General features: G+C 67.8%; 17 protein-coding genes. 8 read left to right on the top strand and 9 right to left on the bottom strand.

What is annotated here, in order from left to right; translation table 11 throughout:
* Positions 1-26: 26 nt before the first annotated feature.
* Both E1261_RS01710 and E1261_RS01705 read left to right on the top strand, forming a co-directional pair.
* The gene (locus E1261_RS01710; protein WP_420813932.1) at positions 27-350 is read left to right on the top strand and encodes a hypothetical protein; all 324 of its coding nucleotides are present in this window, start codon (positions 27-29) and stop codon (positions 348-350) included.
* Between the two features lie 166 nt (positions 351-516).
* Positions 517-1,530 carry a TRM11 family SAM-dependent methyltransferase gene (locus E1261_RS01705; protein ID WP_132400650.1) on the top strand — a complete coding sequence of 338 codons (1,014 nt, stop codon included), beginning with the start codon at positions 517-519 and terminating at the stop codon, positions 1,528-1,530.
* On the opposite strand, the gene E1261_RS01700 is transcribed toward E1261_RS01705, so the two are convergent.
* Entirely contained in the window at positions 1,472-2,371 is a 900-nt protein-coding gene (locus E1261_RS01700) for a hypothetical protein (RefSeq protein ID WP_132400647.1), read from the bottom strand. The genes E1261_RS01705 and E1261_RS01700 overlap by 59 nt on opposite strands.
* Before the next feature lie 76 nt (positions 2,372-2,447).
* Between E1261_RS01700 and E1261_RS01695 the strand changes: the two genes are divergently transcribed.
* The 4 genes from E1261_RS01695 to E1261_RS01680 are packed head-to-tail and all read left to right on the top strand — an operon-like array spanning position 2,448 to position 7,641.
* Complete coding sequence (locus tag E1261_RS01695; RefSeq protein ID WP_420813931.1) at positions 2,448-4,955, top strand: DEAD/DEAH box helicase; 2,508 nt, start codon at positions 2,448-2,450, stop codon at positions 4,953-4,955.
* A 36-nt stretch (positions 4,956-4,991) separates the two neighbouring features.
* A complete protein-coding gene (locus E1261_RS01690) occupies positions 4,992-5,573 on the top strand; it encodes an O-methyltransferase (protein ID WP_165952307.1) in 582 nt (193 codons plus the stop codon).
* A complete protein-coding gene (locus E1261_RS01685; protein ID WP_238175943.1) occupies positions 5,570-6,865 on the top strand; it encodes an ATP-grasp domain-containing protein in 1,296 nt (431 codons plus the stop codon). Before E1261_RS01690 ends, E1261_RS01685 begins: the two co-directional genes overlap by 4 nt.
* Positions 6,865-7,641, top strand: a complete 777-nt coding sequence (locus tag E1261_RS01680; protein WP_132400635.1) for a class I SAM-dependent methyltransferase — start codon at positions 6,865-6,867, stop codon at positions 7,639-7,641. Before E1261_RS01685 ends, E1261_RS01680 begins: the two co-directional genes overlap by 1 nt.
* On the opposite strand, the gene E1261_RS01675 is transcribed toward E1261_RS01680, so the two are convergent.
* Both E1261_RS01675 and E1261_RS01670 read right to left on the bottom strand, forming a co-directional pair.
* A complete protein-coding gene (locus E1261_RS01675) occupies positions 7,624-8,415 on the bottom strand; it encodes a hypothetical protein (RefSeq protein ID WP_132400632.1) in 792 nt (263 codons plus the stop codon). The two genes, E1261_RS01680 and E1261_RS01675, sit on opposite strands and share 18 nt — an antisense overlap.
* Positions 8,412-9,827: an FAD/NAD(P)-binding protein gene (locus E1261_RS01670; RefSeq protein ID WP_272948540.1), complete on the bottom strand. Its 1,416-nt coding sequence runs from the start codon at positions 9,825-9,827 to the stop codon at positions 8,412-8,414. The genes E1261_RS01675 and E1261_RS01670 overlap by 4 nt, the downstream gene beginning before the upstream one ends.
* Before the next feature lie 130 nt (positions 9,828-9,957).
* Here E1261_RS01670 and E1261_RS01665 point away from each other — a divergent pair, with 130 nt between their 5' ends.
* Entirely contained in the window at positions 9,958-10,560 is a 603-nt protein-coding gene (locus E1261_RS01665; protein WP_132400626.1) for an NADAR family protein, read from the top strand.
* Here E1261_RS01665 and fabV read toward each other — a convergent pair.
* Together fabV and murA are read right to left on the bottom strand one after the other, a co-directional pair.
* Entirely contained in the window at positions 10,515-11,690 is a 1,176-nt protein-coding gene (gene fabV, locus E1261_RS01660; RefSeq protein ID WP_132400623.1) for an enoyl-[acyl-carrier-protein] reductase FabV, read from the bottom strand. The two genes, E1261_RS01665 and fabV, sit on opposite strands and share 46 nt — an antisense overlap.
* A 70-nt stretch (positions 11,691-11,760) precedes the next feature.
* Positions 11,761-13,047 carry a UDP-N-acetylglucosamine 1-carboxyvinyltransferase gene (gene murA / locus E1261_RS01655; RefSeq protein ID WP_132400620.1) on the bottom strand — a complete coding sequence of 429 codons (1,287 nt, stop codon included), beginning with the start codon at positions 13,045-13,047 and terminating at the stop codon, positions 11,761-11,763.
* A 50-nt stretch (positions 13,048-13,097) separates the two neighbouring features.
* Here murA and E1261_RS01650 point away from each other — a divergent pair, with 50 nt between their 5' ends.
* Positions 13,098-13,682 (top strand): cob(I)yrinic acid a,c-diamide adenosyltransferase, encoded by a 585-nt coding sequence (locus E1261_RS01650; protein ID WP_132400617.1) that lies wholly within the window; start codon positions 13,098-13,100, stop codon positions 13,680-13,682.
* Positions 13,683-13,691: 9 nt separating this feature from the next.
* Here E1261_RS01650 and sppA read toward each other — a convergent pair whose 3' ends face one another.
* The 4 genes from sppA to E1261_RS01630 all read right to left on the bottom strand — a co-directional run bounded on the left by sppA (position 13,692) and on the right by E1261_RS01630 (position 20,661).
* Entirely contained in the window at positions 13,692-15,344 is a 1,653-nt protein-coding gene (sppA, locus tag E1261_RS01645) for a signal peptide peptidase SppA (RefSeq protein ID WP_132400614.1), read from the bottom strand.
* Positions 15,345-15,424: 80 nt separating this feature from the next.
* The gene (locus E1261_RS01640) at positions 15,425-18,838 is read right to left on the bottom strand and encodes a S8 family serine peptidase (RefSeq protein ID WP_132400611.1); all 3,414 of its coding nucleotides are present in this window, start codon (positions 18,836-18,838) and stop codon (positions 15,425-15,427) included.
* 78 nt (positions 18,839-18,916) lie between these two features.
* Entirely contained in the window at positions 18,917-20,035 is a 1,119-nt protein-coding gene (locus tag E1261_RS01635) for a CU044_5270 family protein (RefSeq protein WP_132400608.1), read from the bottom strand.
* Positions 20,035-20,661, bottom strand: a complete 627-nt coding sequence (locus tag E1261_RS01630) for an RNA polymerase sigma factor (protein WP_132400605.1) — start codon at positions 20,659-20,661, stop codon at positions 20,035-20,037. The genes E1261_RS01635 and E1261_RS01630 overlap by 1 nt, the downstream gene beginning before the upstream one ends.
* Positions 20,662-20,856: the final 195 nt, after the last annotated feature.

Here is a 20,856-nt window from a genome sequence, read left to right as displayed (position 1 = left end):
TTTTCTTCTGGGCCACAATGGGGTATGTGTTCGCCGAGCAGTACTTCCTGTTCCCCGTCATCGCCCTGGCCTTCGCCGGGGTGATGGTGCTGCTCTGCCGCTGGGCCTTCTCCAAGTCCAGACGCGGCTCCCTGGTCCGCCGCGTCGACTCCCGCCCGGCCGAGCGGGACGCCTTCGGCCTGCTGATCGACGTACGGACCGAACACAGTCACAACGAGGCCCGGATCACCGTCTCGAAACTCAAGGACTTCGGCATCAAGGCCACCACCGCCCGCACCAAGGACGGCTGGACCGTCTACGTCTGGCCCAAGGACGAAGCCGCCGCCCGCGGCCTACTCGACACCCGCTGAAAACCGCTCGAACTCAGCAGGCGCCGCCTGCCATCATGCAGGGCATGTACGCGTTCTTCTTCCCGGCCGGCTGACCTCCCGCCGGCGCAGTTCGAGGCCCTGCCCGCCGTCGGCGATGCGGGGGCGACCATGAGGTTGCTCCCGATTGCTCACCGGGAGAAGACGCATGCCCTTGGTGCTTGTGCGCACTGTGACGGGTTTGGAAGGTTTGGCGGCCGAGGAGGTCGCCGCGGCGGGACACCGGGTCGTCGGGGTGTCCAAACGGCAGTTGGTCGTCGATGCGACCGCGGAGCTCATCGATACTCCCCCACGGCTGGCTGACGACCTGTTCGTCGTACGGGCGGCGGTCAGCGATCCGGGGCATCTGAAGTCCGGACTGGTGTCGGCGGGTGACGCGCTACGACGGGTGCTGTCAGTGGCGCGGCAGGACTCGTATGCGGTGACAGCGTCCTTCGACGGGTCGCGGAACTTCAATCGGTACGACGTGGAGGACCTGATCGGTACCGTGCTCGGCGGGCCGTACCACTCCCGTCGGGACGGAAGCACGCCGCCGGCGGACCGGTCGGAATGGCGAGTCGTACTGGACGGGAAGACCATGTGGGTCGCGGTGCGGCCGTACGACGTACCGCTGCATCGGCGGGCGTGGCGGCAACGGACTGTGGTCGGGAGCCTGCATCCGCCGGTGGCTGCGGCAATGGCTCGCCTGGCTGGGCTGGCTGCCGGACAGCGCGTGCTCGACCCGTTCTGCGGAGCGGGGACGGTGTTACTGGAGGCGCGTGCTGTTCAGCCCGGTGCGACGTACCTGGGAAGCGATCTGTCGTCCGCCGCGATCGCTGCGGCTCGGGCGAACTCGGCTGCGGTGCGGTGGCAGGTCGGGGATGCTGCGCGACTCACCGGCTCGGTGGACCGGATCCTCACCAATCCGCCGTGGGGAGTGCGAATCGGGATCGACGACCTCACGCCGTACCAGCGTCAGTGGCGGCGGGTGCTGCAGCCGGACGGCCTGGTGGTAGCGATCCTCAACCACGAGCAGGCGGCCCAACTGGCCGCGGATCCGGGGTGGCGAGTGCGGGGCGTGTACGACGTCGCTGTCGCCGGTCGGCACCCGCGGATCGTGGTGGCTACTCGACACCCGCTGAGCGTGGGACCGGGCGGAAGGCCGCGTCCTGGTGCCGGGTGAGTTCGTTCAGGGTCCGGAAGATCTGGCCCTGCGGCGACTGCCCGGGATCCAGTACGTCGAACGACAGGATCTGCCGGCCCTCGTCGTACGAGATCAGCAGGGTGCGGTCGTACAGCGCGAAGTCGCGCGGGATGATGAGTGCGGGGTAGTTCCGCCGGTAGTCCGAGACGGTGATCCAGTAGCTGGCGACGTCCCCGGTGTGCTCCCAGTAGAACCGCAGCAGGTCCTGGTCGGCGAGGTCGCGTTCCATCTGCTCGGCCTCGTCGTCGTCGATGACGAACAGGCGGGTCTTGAACTTCATCCGCTTGCTCTTCAGCTCCTGCAGGTACGCCGTCGCGGCGCCCTCCTGGTACCACCGCAGGGTGTTGCGCTGGACACCTTCGTACCCGTCCGCGTGCTCGACGGCGCTCCGCAGATAACCGAGGTAGGCGGCCGGGCCGACGTACGGGATGTTCCGGAAGTTGTCACTCATCGAGGACCTGATGAGCTTCGAGAGTGCGTCGTTGTGCCGCGGGCAGCTGGTCAGCATGCCGAGCGCGGTCTCCTGGTAGTCGATGCGCTCGGTCAGCGCGCCCAGGCTCGCGTTGAGCCGACCGAGCTCTGTCAGCGAGTTGGACGTCGCCGACAGCAGTTGCCGGAACAGCTCGAAGATCCAGCCGCCCAGCGTGCCCACGATCACCGCCAGCACGTGGCTGGGTAGCTGCCGGGCGGTGAAAGCGTTGTCACCTGCCGAGAACAGCAGAATCGCTTCCAGGGTCAGCGTGCCGACGAGCGCGGAGCCGGCCAGACGCTTCGGGTCGACGGACTGGATCACTGTCTTCGCATCGACGGTCGCTGCCATGGAACCCCCATCCCCTGCGTCACATGGTGAGGCCGGGCCGCAGCTGTGTGCAACACGATTCGGCGCGTGAGGGACAATGGCCCCGATGACGCTGACCGAGATGTTGCCGGGGACGACCGAGCCTGACCAGCTGTACGACGCGTTCGCGCGCTGGGTGGCGGAGCAGGGGATCTCGTTGTACCCGGCGCAGGAAGAGGCGTTGATCGAGGTGATGACCGGGTCGAACGTGATCCTGTCCACGCCGACCGGGTCCGGGAAGAGCCTGGTGGCGACCGGCTCGCACTTCGCCGCGCTGGCGCACGGGAAGCGGACGTTCTACACCGCGCCGATCAAGGCGCTGGTGTCGGAGAAGTTCTTCGCGCTCTGCGACGTGTTCGGCGCGGACAAGGTCGGGATGCTGACCGGCGACGCCTCGGTGAACGCGGGCGCGCCGATCATCTGCTGTACGGCGGAGGTCCTGGCGAACGTCGCGTTGCGTGAGGGCGCGGCGGCCGATGTCGGTCAGGTGGTGATGGACGAGTTCCACTTCTACTCCGAGCCGGATCGCGGCTGGGCGTGGCAGGTGCCGTTGCTCGAGCTGCCTCGCGCGCAGTTCATTCTGATGTCCGCGACCCTCGGCGATGTCGAGCGGTTCAAGATCGATCTGTCCCGGCGGACCGGCCAGCCGACCGCGATCGTCTCGTCGGGCGAGCGCCCGGTTCCGCTGATCTACAAGTACGTCACCTCGCCGCTGCACGAGACGCTCGCCGAGTTGCTGGTCACCCATCAGGCCCCGGTCTATGTCGTCCACTTCACCCAGGCGTCGGCCCTGGAACGCGCTCAGGCGCTGACCAGCATCAACGTCTGCACGAAGGAGGAGAAGGACAAGATCAAGGAGCTGATCGGGCATTTCCGGTTCGGCTCCGGCTTCGGCAAGACACTGCAACGCCTGATCATGCACGGGATCGGCGTCCACCACGCCGGCATGCTTCCGAAGTACCGGCGGCTGGTCGAGCAGCTCGCGCAGGCGGGGCTGCTGAAGGTCATCTGCGGTACCGACACCCTCGGCGTCGGCATCAACGTGCCGATCCGGACGGTGCTGCTGACCGCGCTCAGCAAGTACGACGGGCGCCGGCAGCGGATCCTCAAGGCGCGCGAGTTCCACCAGATCGCTGGCCGGGCGGGGCGGGCCGGGTACGACACTTCCGGCACAGTCGTCGTACAGGCTCCGGATCACGTCGTGGAGAACGTGCGGCTGCTTGCGAAGGCCGGTGACGATCCGAAGAAGCAGCGCCGGGTCCAGCGCAAGAAGCCGCCGGAGGGTTTCGTCACCTGGGGTGAGGACACCTTCGACCGGCTCGTCGCCGCCGAACCCGAACCGCTGCAGTCGCGGATGCGGGTCAACCACGCCATGCTGCTGAACGTGATCGCCCGCGACGGCGACGCGTTCGCGAGCATGCGACATCTACTGCAGGACAACCACGAGGACGCCAAGCAGCAGCGGCATCTGATCCGCCGTGCGATCCAGATCTACCGCACGCTGGTGACCGCGGGCGTGGTCGAGCGGCTGCCGGAGCCGGACGAGTTCGGCCGGTCGCTGCGGCTGACCGTTGATCTGCAGAAGGACTTCTCGCTCAACCAGCCGCTGTCGACCTTCGCACTGGCCGCGCTCGACCTGCTCGACCCCGAGGACCCGCTGTACGCGTTGGACGTGGTGTCGGTGGTCGAAGCGACGCTCGAGGACCCACGCGCGATCCTGATGGCGCAGTTGCACCACGCCAAGGGCGAGGCCGTCCAAGGGATGAAGGCCGACGGCATCGAGTACGACGAGCGGATGGAACTGCTCGAGGAGATCAGCTGGCCGAAGCCGCTCGAAGAGTTGCTCGAGGCAACGTTGGAGATCTACCGGCAGACCCACCCGTGGATCGCCGAGGCCGGCCTGTCCCCGAAGTCTGTGGTCCGGGACATGTTCGAGCGGGCGATGACGTTCGGCGAGTACATCCAGTACTACGGTCTCGCGCGCTCCGAAGGCATCGTGCTGCGCTACCTGAGCGACGCCTACAAGGCACTGCGGCAGACCGTCCCGCCGGACAAGGCGAACGAGGACCTCACCGACCTGATCGAGTGGCTCGGCGAGGTCGTCCGCCAGACCGACTCCAGCCTCCTCGACGAGTGGGAAGAGCTGACCAACCCGGTCACCGAAGAGGTCGAGGTCACCCCGGTCGGCCCGCGCCGCATCACCCTCAACACCCGGGCCTTCCGCGTCCTCGTCCGCAACGCCGTCTTCCGCCGCGTCGAGTTGGTCGCCCGCCACCGCTGGGCCGAGCTGGGCCAACTCGACACCGACTCCGGCTGGGACGCCGGCCGCTGGGCCGAAGCCGGCACCACCTACTACGCCGAACACGACACCCTCAACACCGGCCCCGCCGCCCGCGGCCCTGCCCTCTTCCTGGTCGAAGAACACCCCGGCTACTGGGAAGTCCAGCAAATCATCGACGACCCCGAAGGCAACCACGACTGGCGCATCACCGCCACCGTAGACCTGGCCGCCTCCGACGACACCGGCGAACTAGTCCTCGAAATGGTCTCCTTCAAACCCCTGTAAGCGGCGGCTGCCCCTCCGATCGACCATCATGAGGGAGTGTCGGACGAACCAACGCAGATCCCTGCCCGGGCACGAGCCGCGCGAGGGTTTTCGCAGCACCTGGGTTTCGGCGAGGACTCCGATGAGCGCACCGGCGCCCTGCTCCGCTCACTGGCCGCCACGAAACCGGACGGTCACCTGCTTGAGCTGGGCACCGGCGCCGGTGTCGGCACCGCCTGGCTCCTGGACGGGATGAGCGCCGGCAGCCGGCTCGTCAGTCTCGACCGCAATCCGGAGACCACCGAGCTCGCGCGGAAGGCGGTCGGCGACGACTCCCGGGTCGAGCTGGTCGTGACCGACATCGGCGAGTGGCTCGACCGGTACGACGGGCCGCCGTTCGACCTGGTGTTCGTCGACACCTACCGCGGCAAGTTCATCGCGCGGGCGCAATTGCTGGAGTGGCTGGCGCCCGGCGGAATCTACGTCGCCGACCATCTGCTGCCGCATCCGGACTGGGCACCCGATCAGCAGGCGCTGGTCGAGACCTTCCGCCGCGAGATCGTCGAGGACCGGTCGCTGGCCGTCACCGTACTGAACTGGTCGTCCGGGCTGGTCCTGGCCACCAAACGCAGCCTGTGATCGCACCCGAGCCGACGCGGGCGTATCTGAGAGACCCATCGCTGCAGAACAGCATGCGGACCGTCGAGCAGACCGAACCGTTCGTGAGTTGGCCGCTGCAAGCCCTGCAACGCCCGCTCTTCGCCGACGCGCGAGCGATGGCTGAGCTCTGCACCGACCTCAGCCGGCTGCACTGGTTGCTCGACGATATCGCCGAGCGTTGCTTCGGCGGCAGCCGCGGCTATCTGGAGGCGCAGGGCGTCGCCGACGACCTCATCGACGTCATCCTCGCCGGAGCTGTCGGAGCGTCCCGCACCCATCTACGAGCCGACGTCTTCAGCGCTGGTGGCCAGGCCAAGGTCATCGAGCTCAACCGCGGCAACGGCCTCGGCAGCATCGATTCCTCGCTGCTGCACGAAGCCCTCCTCGGGCAACCGGGATTCGAGGCCTTCGCTCACGACCATGAGCTCTCCTACGCCGACACCCTGCAACTGGTGGCCGACCAACTCATCGCCGCGGGCACCGCGCCGGACGGAGGACCGCCCAGCGTCGCATTGATCGAGGAGTCCGGCGCACGGGACAAGCCAGGCGGAGCCACCGAGCGGATGTGCCGCAACCTGCGCAGCCGCGGTCTCACGATCGCCTTGGGCGAACTCCGGGATCTCTCCGAGCGCAACGGCCGCATCTACCTCGACGGCGACACCCGGGTCGACGTCATCTTCCGGTACTTCGATGCCACGAACGTGGTGCCCGGCGACACCACGATGGCGGCTCTGACCAGAGCGCAGTACAGCGGTGCCTTGGTTCTCTTCCCGCCGCTCGACACCGATGTCTCGGCCCGCAAGGCAACTCTCGGTCTGCTGCGAGAGCCGCACGTGTGGTCGGCGTTGACGCCCGACGAGCGGGCATTGATCGAACGGCGGGTTCCCTGGACGCGGATGATCGGTCGGGACCGCCGCTTGCTGATCGACGAATGCCGTAGTCGCCGGCAGGAACTGATCCTGAAGCCCGCCGACGGTTTCCAAGGTGCCGGCGTGGTCATCGGGACGAACGTCAGCGACCAGGAATGGCAAGCCCACTTGGAGTCCCCCGCCCTGCAGACCTACCTGGTGCAGCAGCGGGTCGTCCCGGACGAAGAGCTGTTCACGGAGTCCGGCCGGCTCGTTGACTGGCATGTCGTCTGGGGCGTCTTCGTCCTGGACGACCAGTACGGCGGCGCCACGCTCCGCGGCCGCCCCGCGATCGAGAACGGCGTGATCGGCATCCCCGGCGCCTACAGCAGAGGATGCGCGTTTCTTTCTGGAGGTAGCTGATGACCGGCGACAACAACCCGCAGGAGTTCTACGACGGCTTCGCCGAGGACTATCACCTCATCTACCCGGACTGGCAGTCCTCCGCCCGCCGGCAGGGCGGTGAGGTGCGTGACCTGATCACCGCGTTCAAAGGATCGGGCGCGTTCTCCGTCCTGGACTGCTCCTGCGGGATCGGCACGCAGGCGATCGGGCTCGCCCTCGAGGGCTACCGCGTCCACGCGACCGACCTCAGCTCCCGCGCCGTGGCCCGCGCCGCCGACTCGGCCGCGGCGATGGGCGCCGAGCTGACCTTCGGTACGGCGGACTTCCGGCACCTCGACGAACAGGTCGACGGGACGTTCGACGTGGTGCTCTCGTTCGACAACTCGCTGGCGCATCTGCAGACCGACGATGACCTCGCGCAGGCCTTCGCCGCGATGAAGGCGAAGCTCGAGCCGGACGGGTTGCTGCTGATCAGCCTGCGTGACTACGGGCCTCTTCTGAAGGAGAAGCCCGAGGGTTCCGTGCCGCGCGTGATGGAGCTGGGTGGCCAGAAGCGGATCTACTTCCAGACCTGGCAATGGCATGACGACGCTCCGGCGTACACGACCGACTTCTTCGTGCTCAAGGAATCGAGCACCGGCTGGGAGGTGTCGACCGGCCGGACCACGCTGCGCGCCTTGGAGAAGGAGACTGTACTGGGGCTGCTCAAGGGCGCCGGCTTCAAGGATGTCGCCTGGTTGCTACCGCACGAGTCGGGCTATCACCAGCCGGTCGTCTCAGCCCGGAGCCTGTAGCCGCCACAACGCGGGCGGCTCCCCGATGCCACCGAAAGCCTTCGCATACGCCTCGGTGCTCAGGATGTGCTCCTGCGCGACGGGCTGCTGACGGTCGAGGAAGTGATGCAGCTCGGCCCGGTCGTCCGACCAGCGGAAGCCGTTGAAGAACTGCATGCCCGGCACCCGCGTCTTGTAGAGCGCCTCCTCGGAGTAGCAGGTCCCCACGTAGCCATGGGTACAGCCGAGCTCTTGGAGCTTCTGCAGGACCCCGGCCAGCATGTGGTTGCCGATGTTCACCGCGGTGTACTCCGGTGCATAGATCGAGATGCCGTACTCCCCCACCTGCTCCTCGAGGTAGAGCGGTGCAAGTCCGACCGGTGCTCCGGTGGTGTCGTCGGTCCACAGCAACACGTGCGTCGTGAAGGGTGAGTCCAGCATCTCGAGGAACCGCCGCTGCCGATACTCGACCGCCTCGGCCCGGGTCGCGAAGTACGCGGTCGCCAGATCACGCCAAGCCGCGGTGAACTCGAAGTCCGCGCGCTCGAGGAACTGGCTGCTGATGTGGGCGCACTGGCGCCTGGCATAGCGGATCCGCTTGTTCGGGCCGAAATCGCTCAGCTCGACGCGGATGCTCCGGGACAGGTAGAAGCGCGACAGGTCGAAGGTCAGCGGCAGGAAGCCGAGTGCCAGTGCCGTACCCGGCGTCTCGCCCTCCTCGAGAAAGCCCCAGACGTGATAGGGGAAGGTGTAGCTGACATAGTCGGGCAGACATTCGGACAGCACGACTCTCATGAACCCACCTCGTTGTCATGGCGAACAAGCTCCGCCGCCACCACGTTCGCTCCGCGGACGACGGCCGGCAGACTGCTGGCGTAGTACAGCTCGCCTGCGGTGATCTCGCCGTACGCGAAGAGCCGGTACGGCGCCGCCGCGACCACCCGGCCCGTGCGCGGGTCGACGATCAGTCCGTCGAACGAGTTCCAGCTCGCGAGCCGCTCGGCGGACAGTGAGTCCAGCAGGCCGCGCGCCCGGCCCTTCGTCCGCCGTGGGCTCAGCCTGGTTGCGTCGATGACGACCTCCGCAGCGGGCACGGATTCGCGCGCGACCGCCTCGAACCGGCCGTTGCGGTGCCTCAGCGCGGTGATTCCCGGTGCCACGACGAGCTGTCCGCTGTCCATTACCGCCAGCAACTTCCTGGCGCTCACCGGCGGCATCGGGCACTGGATGCTCTTCAGGTAGGGCTTGTAGTCGAAGGCAACCTTCAGCATCTCGTCCGCGCTGAGCGCGGCCCGGATCATCGGCGGCACCGGTGTCTCGAGGTTCTCGAAGATCGACTGGATCGGCGCCGCGTCCAGCCGATCGAGCTGGTAGCGCAGTCGTTCCGTGGCCGACGCACTCGACAGCAGCCATGAGATTTCCGTGTCCGCATCGAAGCCGGCCGACGCCAGCTCGAGCTTCAGCAGCTCCCAGACGTCCCCCAGGCCGAGCGATTCGAAGCGGCGGACAGCGTCGATCGTCAGATGCTTCGGGTCCAGCGGCATGATCTGCGGCCGGGGACCTGGGAGGATCCCGGTCCGCGACGCAAGGGTGATCCGTCCGTCGTGACCGAGATGCAGCAGCCCCAGCACGACATCGATCGCCGTCAGCCCGGTCCCGATCACCAGCACGTGCGACCGTGGCGCGATACCCGGCAGCGTCGCGGCCAACGGGTACGGGTCGACGACATAACCCGACGCCCCGCTCAGCCGGTACGGATCCGCCGTCGTACCGGACCCGACCCCGAGCACCACCTGCCCGAACGACCGCACACCGGCCGGGGTCCGCACCAGCAGTTCGTTCGCACTGCCCTTCCCCAGCGCGGCGACCGTCTCCGGCACCACGTCCACAGTCCAGCCCAACGCGCGCGCCTGCCCCACCGCGCGCCAGAACTCGTCCACCAGGTACTCGCCGAACACCTGCCGCGGCACATACGCATCCCCCGCCGCGTCCAGCCACCGCGCGAACTGATCCGGATCACCGGGGTCCATCGACATCCGCCCAGCCGGCAGATTGATCAACGCCGACTCGAGATCCGCCCCGAACGCGACCCCGTGCCCAAGATTGTCCGGCTCATAGACGACAACCCGCGGCGCACGCCGAAACTCGTCGGCCCGCGCCAGCATCCTCCCCAGAAGCCCCACCGCCGCCGGCCCGCCACCAATCACGGCAACCCCAGTCAGTGGCTTCCTCCTCAGCTCCCCAGCAACCGATCCACCCCAACCTCATCACCCACCGGGGTCAGCGCCGCCGCAAAATGGGTTCCCTCCGGCTCCTCGGAACCTCGATACTGCCGACATGAAGCCGGCCGGTTCGATTGATGCTCCGCGGTCTGTCGCTGACCTGCTCGACGGGATCGCACGCGGCCGCCGGTATCGCTACGTGAGCTTCTGGGGTCATCGCCCGCGCCGGCCCGGGGTTGTCGACGCGAGCTGTTTCAGTCAGTGGTTTCCTGCGCCGTTCGTCGTCGACGGCGTTCGCTACCCGACAGCCGAGCACTGGATGATGGCTGGAAAGGCCCGGCTGTTCGGCGACGACGTTGCTCTGGAGGCAGTGCGAGCCGCCCGCAATGCCGGCGCTGCGAAGGCTGCCGGTCGCGCCGTACGCAACTTCGACGAGGCGACCTGGCGGGAGCACCGGATGGGGCTGGTCGTGGATGGTTCGATCCACAAGTTCAACGCCCATCCGGAGCTGCGCGACTACCTGGTCGGCACCGGATCACGGGTCCTGGTCGAGGCCAGCCCGGTCGATCGTGTCTGGGGCATCGGCCTGGCGGCAAAAGACGAGGCAGCCTCGACCCCGGCCCGATGGCGGGGGACCAATCTGCTCGGGTTTGCCTTGATGGCGGCTCGTGACTACCTGGTGGGCCAGGGGACGTCTACCTCTACTTCGGCTTCGTAGTTCACGCCTGGTACGTCGAAGCCGTAGAGGCGGCGGATTTCGGCGTAGAACCACTCGTGGTCGGCGAGGTCGGCGATGGTGTTCTGGGTGACGGATTGCCAGGCGGCGTGGACTTCGGTCTGGACCTCCGAGGTGAGCTCCCAGCGGTCGAGGCGGATGCGGTTGTCCTCGTCGAGGTCCTTGGGGGTGGCGCCGGTGATCTGGTTCCAGAGGCTGACGGACTGCTGGATGGGGGTCTGCATGGTGTTGCCGAGGGTTTTGTGCAGGAGGCTGGTGTAGAGGCCGATGCCGGGGATGGCGGAGGAGGCCTGGGTGACGGCGGCGCCGTTGACCGAGGTGTAGGCGTGGATGCCTTCCTTGGTGAGGGTGAGGGCGGTCTGTTCGAGGTCGGCCTTGGCGGCGCCGATCGAGCCCTGGCGGTAGATGGGGCCGGTGATGTCGGAGCCGATGTAGGTGAGCGCGACGGTGTTGAAGTCCTCGCTCAGCAGGTCGCGCTCCTGGAGGGCGGCCACCCAGCGGGCCCAGTCCTCGCCGCCCATCACCTTCACGGTCTGGGCGAGGTCGTCGTCCGTGGCCGGGTCGACCGTGACCTCGGTCAGCTGCGGCTCGGTGCCGTCGTACGCGAGGGACTTGGTCGTGTACGGCGCTCCGATCGTCTTCAGCGCGGATTGGTACGTCTCGCCGGTGCGCGGGTCGGTCCGGCGCGGTGCGGCGACGCTGTAGATCAGGTGGTCGATCTTGCCGAACCGCTCGGCGATCAGGTCGAGCACTTCGTCCTTGGTCGTGTCCGCGAAAGCATCGGCGTTCACGAAGGTGAAGTCCCGGCCGAGCTCCTCGGCGAGCTTCGCGGTCTCGGCCGTGCGGTACCACCCGGCGGTCGCCGTCCGGCGGGCCGTCGCGTCCTTCTCGAAGGCGATCCCGATCCCGTCGATCCCGAACTGCGCCAGCCCGGCAATCGTGGTCGCCAGCCCATACCCCGAGCTGGACCCGATCACCAACGCGACCCTGCGCTCCGCCGTACGAGGCTCGACGGCAGCTGCCAGATCTCGCACCACCTGGACACACCCCGCCGGATGCGAGTCCAGGAACAGGAAACCTCGGCCTACTGGCTTGACCACGCGCTCACTCATGCCAGGACCCTAACCCGCCGAACGACGCTACCGGCCAGGAGTTCCGGAAGAGTGCCGGAAGAACGCGTGCTCAGTTCCAGTACAGTTCCGCGTCGTCGGGCTCGACGGTGACGTCGGCGCCGAGGCGGCGGAGGTTGCCGGCGAAGTCGGTGTAGCCGCGGTGCACGTGGTGCGCGGCGGAGACCAGGGTCTCCCCCTCGGCGGCGAGGCCGGCCAGGACGAGGGCGGCACCGGCGCGGATGTCGGAGGCGACGACCGGGGCTCCGGAGAGCCGCGGGACGCCGCGAACGACCGCGTGGTGACCGTCGGTCTGGATCTGGGCGCCGAGCCGGGTGAGCTCCTGGGCGAACGTGAAGCGGCCCTCGAACAGGTTCTCGGTGACCATCGCGGCGCCGTCACTCAGCGCGTTCAGCGCGATCACGAAGGCCTGCAGATCGGTCGCGAATCCGGGGTACGGGAGCGTGACCACGTCGACCGGCTTCGGCCGGTCGTTCATCCGGACCCGGAAGCCCGGATTCAGGACCTCGATCTCGGCGCCGGCCTTGTGCAGCTTGTCCAGCGGCAACTCGAGATGCTCGGCGTGACCGTTCGCGATCGTGATGTCACCGCGCGTGATCGCAGCGGCGAAGGCCCAGCTGCCGCTGACGATCCGGTCCGGTACGACGACGTGCTCGACCGGCTTGAGTAGTCCGCTGACACCGGTGACCTCGATCCGCGGTGACCCGGCACCGTCGATCTGGGCACCCATGGCGACCAGCAGCGCCGCGATGTCCTGGATCTCCGGCTCGCGGGCCGCGTTCTCGATCACCGTCGTGCCACGGGCCAGTACGGCGGCCATCATGATCGTCTCGGTCGCCCCGACACTCGGGAAGTCCAGCCAGACCTCAGCACCGTGCAGGCCCTGCGGGGCCTCGGCGATCACGAAACCGTGCTCGATGTGCACCTTCGCGCCCATCGCCTCCAGCCCGGCGACGTGCATGTTCAGCCCACGGGAGCCGATGTTGTCCCCACCGGGCAAAGCGACCTCGGCCCGGCCGCAGCGGCCCAGCAGCGGCCCCAGGACGGAGATGGAGGCCCGGAGCTTGCGCACCAGGTCGTAGTCGCACTGGTAGCCGATCTCCCCCGGTACGGCGATCGTCGCCAGCCCGGCCTCCGCATCCACGGTGACCGAGCAGCCCAGGGTGTCCAGCAGCTGCGCCATGAAGGTGACGTCCAGGATGCCGGGCACCTGCCGCAGCGTCGTCGTCCCCTCCGCCAGCAGTGCCGCCGCCATCAGCTTGAGCACGCTGTTCTTCGCCCCAGCCACCTCCACAGCTCCTTCGAGCCGTGCCTCACCCGCGATCCGAAACCGTTCCACTGGTCGACTGTAGCGTTTAGACGTACCGACCTTTGCGTAGAGTCCCTGCCATGGCTGTGAACTTGACGCGGATCTACACCCGCACCGGTGACGCTGGCGAGACCCGCCTGGGCGACAACTCGACCACCTCGAAGACGGATCCGCGGCTGGCGGCGTACGGCGACGTGGACGAAGCGAACTCGGCGATCGGGGTCGCGATCGCGGCCGGACACCTGAACAGCACCCTGGTGTTGCTGTTGACGAGGATCCAGAACGACCTGTTCGACGTCGGCGCGGACCTGTGCAACCCGATCACGCCGAACCCGGCGTACGAACCACTGCGGATCACCCAGGAGTACATCGACCGCCTCGAGGGCTGGTGCGACGAGTACAACGGCCGCCTCACCAAGCTGCGCTCGTTCATCCTGCCCGGCGGCGCTGTCGGCGCCGCCTACCTGAACGTCGCCCGCACGGTGGTCCGCCGGTCCGAGCGCACCGCCTGGGCAGCGGTCGAGGAGCACGGCCCGACCGTGAACCTGCTCGCCATCACCTACCTGAACCGGCTGTCCGACCTGCTCTTCATCCTCGGCCGCGTCGCCAACCTGTCCTCCGGCGGCGACGTCCTCTGGGTGCCAGGCGGCGAACGACAGAGCTGACGGTTTGGCCTAGCTCAGCTGCCAGTTCAGCGGCATCCGGAGCAGTCCGGCCGGTGGGAGACCCAGCGCGGTGTAGAGCCCACTGGCCAGGCCGTCCAGCGTCAGCGGTTGCGCTGTGACGGCCAGGTCGTCCGTAGTGGTCGGTGCCCTGAGCTGGTCGAGCAGATTGCGGTGCGGGACGGTTGTGAGCTGGATGTTGTCGCGGTCGAGCCCAGCGCGGTCGCAGGCCAGCGTCAGCGCGTGCTGGAAGCCACCGAGCTCGTCGACCAGCTTGCGGTCGAACGCGTCCGCTCCGGTCCACACCCGGCCGCGTGCCAGCGCCTCCAGCTCCTCCTCCGGCAGCCCGCGGTCCAACGCGGCCTTGGCGACGAAGTCCAGGTAGATCCGGTCGAGCGTCTCCTCCAACCGCTCCCACTGGTCGTCGCTGAACTCCTCCTGCGCGGAGAACATCCGCGCGTTCTCCCCCTCGGACACAGCCTGCTGCGAGATGCCGATCCGCGCGAGTGCATCCCGTACGACGCCCTTGCCGGTCAGCACGCCGATCGAACCGGTGATGGTGCCGGGCTGCGCGACGATCACATCGGCCGGCATCGCGACGAAGTACCCGCCTGATGCGGCCACACTGCCCATCGACGCGATCACCGGCTTCCCCGTCGACCGCAGGCGCAGCACCTCGTTCCGGATCGCGTCAGAAGCGACGTACGAGCCGCCTAGGCTGTCTACTCGCAGTACGACGGCTTTGACCTTGTCGTCGTCCGCAACCGCGCGCAGAGCCGCACCGACGGTGTCCGAGCCGGATCCGGGCCCGCCGAGCGGACTGTTCGCGTTCCGGCCGACCGTGATGCCGCCGGAGACCCGCACAACCGCAACCACCGGCTTCGGCGGCCACGGGAGCCGTCGCTGGAACTCATCCAGGTTCCGCGGCCCACGCCGTACATAGCGCTCTGCCAGCAGCCTGGGGGTCTCACCGAGCGTCTTCTCGAGCTCGTCGTACACATCCGACCGGTAGCCGAGCCGATCGACCAGTCCGGCGTCCAGAGCGGCCTGTGCAGGCAGGGGCGCACTATCGACCAGCTCACGAACCCGCTCCGCCGACAGCCGGCGCCGTACGGCGATTCCGTCGACGATCTGCTCGTACGCCGACTCTGCCAGCCGCGACGCCATCTCCCGGGCCGGACCGGTCATCTCCTTCTCGGTGAACGTGTCTGCGGCGGTCTTGTACTCACGCCGCTTCCCGAACTGCGGAATCACTCCGGCCTTGTCCAGCGCCCCACGAATGAAGACCGCCTGCATGGTGACACCGGTGATGCCGAGCTCACCCGACGGCTGCACCCAGATCTCGTCGAACGCGGTAGCGAGGTAGTAGGGCACCGTCCCGCCGCCGGCCTCACCGAACGACTCGGTCCACGCGACCGCAGGCTTCCCCGACGTCCGGTAGTCCGCCAGTGCGTCCCGCAGGTCCTGCACCTGGGACAGCGACAGGCGCGCACCACCCAGATGCGCGACCAGACCGGCCACGGAGTCGTCCCGTGCCGCCTTGCGCAGCGCTGCGACCAGCTCACGCAGTGTCGGCAGATGCCGCGCACGGAACGCGGCCACCGGTGAGGCGGGCGGCGTCTCGAGCACGCCCCGAGTCAGATCCAGCTCCAGCAAAAGGCCCATACCTCGACCCTAGACTGCACTGACAAGCCCAGCCCTGGTGGCTCACGGCCCCTCAACCGTGAGCCACCAGGAGTTCTGCGCTACTTGACCTCGTACGCCCGCGTGATCGTCTGGTCGACGCGGTTGCCGCCTGCGTCCAGCGCCTGAGCCCGGAGCGTGACGAAGCCGGACGTCTGGTCGAGCGACGCCTTCCAAACCGCCGCACCGGTACGTTGTACCGGCACCGCCTGCCAGGTCTTGCCGTCATCGAAGGACGCCGACAACTGCAGGCTGACAATCGGCCGGACTGGTGCTAGGAACGCCGTCTGCACAGTCACCGGGAACTCGAACCGCCCTTGTGGCGCACGGTTCCGTTCGTCGAGCTGTGGCGAGTAGCGGACGTTCAGCAACGGCAGCGCGGTCTCCACGCCGTCCGGAGTGCGCTTGGACCGAAAGGTCCACCGTGACGAGATCTCCGGGGACAGCTTGGTCCAGTTGTCCGCCCGCTTGGTCACCTTGGTCAGCTGGTACGTCGCCTCGTCCGGCGGAACCGCGAACGTCTGGATCCCGAGTGAATCGGACGCACCGATCTCCCGGCCGTTGCGGATCAGCGTGGTGCGTTCGGACTGGAGTGTGGCGTCGCCCAACCGATCGGGCGCACCATCCGCGAACGACGGCACGTAGATGCCCAGACTGTCGCCGTCCCGGGCGGACCAGGGCAGTGCGTCGCGACCCGGGTTGCCGATCCGGGGGTCGGGCAGGCTGGGTCCGAAGACACCACGCTGCCAGTCGACCCGGGTCGTACGGCCTGCCGGGTAGGCCTTCGGCTCCGAATCGACCAGGGTCAGGTACTCGTAGCCGCCCTCCGGCGTGTACTTGTAGACCTCGTTGCTGAAGGACCACAGCACGTTCTTGGTCGAGTAGTACTCGTCGCGGCGGAACGGCAGGTTCATTCCGGCTGTCGGCGTGAACACGAACGCCGGCACCCAGTGACCACTCGCGTCCCGCTGCGGCAGTGCCGGGAAGGTGTAGTTGTTGGCGCGGTAGCCGGGCTCTCCGGCGTACGACGCGTCCACGTGCGCGTAGTCCCGCGGGTCAGTGATGACCGAGGGATTGGCGGGGATCCGGCCCGGCCAGACCGCGGAGTCGTGGTAGAAGTACGGACTGTCGAGGTACTGGTCGCCGCCAGGGTCCTGTCCGTCCGCCATGCCGACCCAGGCGACATGGGCGTACGCCGTGTACTTGTCCGGCGCCACAGTCCGGTTCGGCACGACGTACATGGTGGGTACGAAGTTCGCCGTACCGGCGTTGTCGACGCCGACGCCGCCGATGTAGGTACCGTCGCCGATGGTCCGGGCAACGCCGATGCCAGTGGCCGCAGCGGTCGCATCGGTGACCGGCTGCCGGACTGCGAGCTTGCGGGCCTGCCGACCGTCCAGCGTGATCGGACCGGCGCCGCCGATGACCAGGTTGGGCTCGGTGAAGTAGGTGACCTCACTGAATCCGACGCCGTCGTCGTTCAGCGTCGCGGTGTAGCCGTCGACGATGTAGTGACCCGGCGGGAGCTTCACCGACTCACCGGCCGAGACGGAGTACATCGCCAGCCGGTCCACATCGACCAGATAGGTACCGGAGACATGCTTGTCGTCGTTGACCGCCGGTGCGCCGCTCCGGTCGAGCATCTGCACCTTGTGCTCGTAGCTGGTGATCTCCTTGCCCACACCGACCGTACTGCGGACCGTCGTACCGTTGCCGCTGGCAATCAGCCAGGCGCCGTACGCACCTTCTGCCTCTGGCCCGGACGTGTCCGCAGTGACGTCGACTGTCGCGCTGCCGTGTGCCGGCACTACCAGCGAGGCGGTGCTCAGTTTGAACAGCTTGGGGCCGTTCAGCTTCAGTGCGAGCCGCACCGGCCGCGCACTGTTGTTGAAGTAGGTCACCGGCTTCGTGACCGGCTTATCGTCGCTGTGCGGCGAAGTCTGCAGTCCCAGGTTCAGACTGCTCGGCATGGCCAGCACCGGCTGCTTGAGCGCCGCTGCGACGTCCACGCGCCCTGCGCCCTGGGTGTAGATGCTCTGGTCGCGGAGACCGAGTGACGAGCCCATCAGGGCCGACTTCAGCTGGGGCGCCTTCCAGTCCGGGTGCGCCTGCGCCAGCAGAGCAGCAGCGCCAGCCACGTGCGGTGCGGCCATCGAGGTACCCGAGAGTTCGGCGTACGACGCATTGATCGCGAACGGATCGAGTGGCGTGTTCGCGGCCCGCGCGGCAACGATGCGGCTGCCCGGCGCCGAGATGTCGGGCTTGACGGCCAGGTCGCCGATTCGCGGTCCCTGGCTGGAGAATTCGCTGTGCCCGTCGGACTTGGTCACCGATGCGACCGCCAGTGCAGCATCTGCGGCGGCTGGTTCAGACACCGTCGACGCAGCGCCGAAGTTGCCTGCGGAGACGACGAACAGGGCGCCGGTGCTGGCAGTCAGCTGGTTCAGCGTCTCGGAAAGGATGTCTGTGCCGTCGGACGGACCGCCGCCGAGGCTCATGTTGACGACCCGCGCGCCGGAGTTCGCGGCCCACTCCATGCCGGCGATGATGGCGGACGTCTCGCAGTTACGACCGCCGCAGACCTTGCCGATCAGCAGATCTGCGTCCGGTGCGACCCCGCGGTACTTGCCAGCCGATGCGGCACCTGTACCCGCCACAGTCGAAGCAGTGTGCGTGCCGTGCCCGATGACATCCAGCACGTCTTTGTCGTCGTCGCTGGTGAAGCCCTTGGTGGCGACGACACGGTCCTTGAGGTCCGCGTGGGTGGCGTCGTACCCGCTATCGAGTACGGCGACCTTGACGCCCTTGCCGGTGAGTCCGGCCTCCCACGCGGCCGGTGCGCCGATCTGCGGGACACTGCGGTCCAGGTTCGGTGTCACACCGCCGTCCAGCATGACCTTCTTCACGGTGCCGGCCAGTCCGGTACGGCGCTTAGACCGGGGGCTGTTCAGCCAACTCCACCACAGCTCTCCGGCCTGAGCGCGTTCCTGACCGATCGCTACGGCGTCGATGATCGGCAGCTCCCGCTTGACCTCGGTACCCTCCGGCAGTGCGCTCCGGACAGCGCGAGCTGCACCACTGGCGTCGTACTGGACCAGGAGGGGAAGCTTGGGCGCGGACTTGTCGTCCAGCCCGAGTTCACCGAGCAGGGCAACGTCGAACAGCCGCGAGTCGACCACACCGGAGTTCACGAGTGGCATGGCATCCAGCGGTACCACCAGCTGCTGCTTGCCAAAGGCAAGCTTGTGGAACGCCATCCGATCCCGACCGGGACCAGGGCGGACGTCGATGGGGACGACACCACTACTGGTCCGCCGGGCGAACACCTGGTCGCCGGTCACCAGGGTGAAGGTCAGCGAGCCACTGGTAGCGGCAGGCTGCTCGGCGCCGATGGCAGGTGGGACAGTGGCGGCCAGTACGACGAGTGATACGGCTATTGCGGTTGCTACAACTTTTCGGAGACGGAATCTGGGCAAGAGTCACCTCATGTGTTCAGGGCAGGGTGAAGCGCGGTGACGGCTCGGGGAGAGCCGGCACCGGGTCTTAGGGATGGGTCAGCGAATGGCCATCGAGGGCGGGGTCGGGCGGTCGTCGGTCCAGCCGGACTCGAGGACGATGTCCGCGCCGGTCTTGAACCCACCGGTCTCGGAGGCGAGCAGCCGGCCGTGGATCGGGTCGATGATGTAGTCCAGGCGGCCGCCGCTGAATAGCGTCGTCGGCTCGCCGCCTGGCTTGATCCGGCTGAAGTCGGTCTTCAGCGAGATCTTGGTCCCGACACGGCCCAGCGGGTCTTTGACGTTCTGCTCGATCGTGACGCCCGGAATCGTCGACAGCACCCGCAGTACGGCGCCGCGCAGCTTCGGCGGTGAAGGCGCCTCGAACAGCAGTCGCCCGGCCGCGGCGTACGCGGCGTAGTCGACGGCTGCGGGGTCCCGGACTTCGACGTTCCGTGCGAGGATCGCGCGCAGCTTCACCGGATCCGTAGGCAGGGCAGCGATCTGCTGTGCGGTGAGGGGCTTGTCGCCGGACAGGTAGTAGCCCGGGGGCACGTCCTGGAAGGACATCTTGTTGACCACCGGTTTGGTGGGGTCCATGGTGATCGGGTTCACCAGCTCGCTCTGCACCCAGGACTTCGGTGCGCCCTGAGCACGCCACTTGGCCTCGTCCCCGGCGGTGGCCGGCTTGTAGCCCAGCTCCACCCAGCCGAACCAGGACTCGGCACCGGGCTTCGTCGGCATCCACCGCTCGGTGATGCTCTGTCGCTTCAGCGTGTACTTCGGACTGCCGACCCGCGTGCCCGTGTCGACGTGCAAGGTGCGGACCCGGAAGTACTTGCCGGACACCTTCTCATCGGCCTCCTGCTGGACGGCTGCGGCGATCAGCACCTCGCTTGCACTGGCCAGCCGCGGCGGCGTCAGAGTCGCGGGTGCCACACCGACGTCTCCGGAGTCGGCACCCTGCAGCAGCGGTACGCCGAGGGCCACCACCGTCACGACCGCAGTGGTCGCTGTGACGGCACCGCCGATCCAGCCGACCCGTGCCAGCGTGGATCGGCTGCGGTGCTTCTCCTCGTGGATCAGGGACTGCAACTGCCGGCGTGCGGCGGCCGACACCTCCGGGCTGGGCCCGTCGTCCTCGGGGAAGGCCTTGCGGATCGACTCGAGCTCATTCATCAGGAGTCAGCTCCTGTCGGATCGGTGTGGCCGAGAGATTCGCGGATGATGCGCCGGGCGCGGGACAACCGCGAGCAGACCGTGCCGTACGCAATTCCGAGCGCGGTGGCGACCTCGTCGTACGTGAGCTCGCCGAGAGCGACCAACAACAGCACCTCGCGGTCCTTGGCGGAGACCTTGGCCAGTGCGGCCGCCAGCTCACGGCTGACGCCCTGCGCGGTCACCTGGGCCGTCACACGCTCCTCGTGGCCGCTGGTCGGTTCTGGCAGCGGCAGCTTGCTGGTCGCTCTCCACGCACGGACCTCGTTCCGGCGGTGCCGCCGGATCAGATTGGTCGCGATGCCGTACAGCCAGGCGCGGACCACTCCGTTGCGGCTGTTGAACCGCTCCCGCTGCCGGAACGCGATCAGAAACGTCTCCGAGGCCAGATCGTCGGCCAGATCGCTGCCGAGCCGTCTGGCGACGTACGAATGCACCTGCCCGAAATACTGGTCGAAGATGTGCGTGAACCGGTCAGGCTCCCGCACTGACGCCTCCAGCACCCGGCTGTCCTCGTCCGCCGAACTGGGAGCAGCATGCACCCGGCCCGGGAACGCGATGGCCGCCAAGGCCACGTCGGGCGTCATCGGACTCCTCACGTCTGCTGGGTCGCCGCCGATCGGCTCGCCCTGTTCTTGCCCGATGCCCCCAGACCCCTTCTCGTGACCCCCGTCACACCCGCATCAGCACAACCAGTGCCTGCGGGTAGACGCGCGAGCAAGGCGACCGGTGGACACCGGTACGGCAAAAGTCGGGACAGCAACCTGATGCGCCAGCTTGCC

Origin of the sequence: Kribbella albertanoniae (assembly GCF_004348455.1) — a bacterium.
Lineage (GTDB): Bacteria > Actinomycetota > Actinomycetes > Propionibacteriales > Kribbellaceae > Kribbella > Kribbella albertanoniae.
The sequence above is the reverse complement of the archived record's forward strand: the minus strand, read 5'-3'. Positions and strand labels throughout refer to the sequence as shown.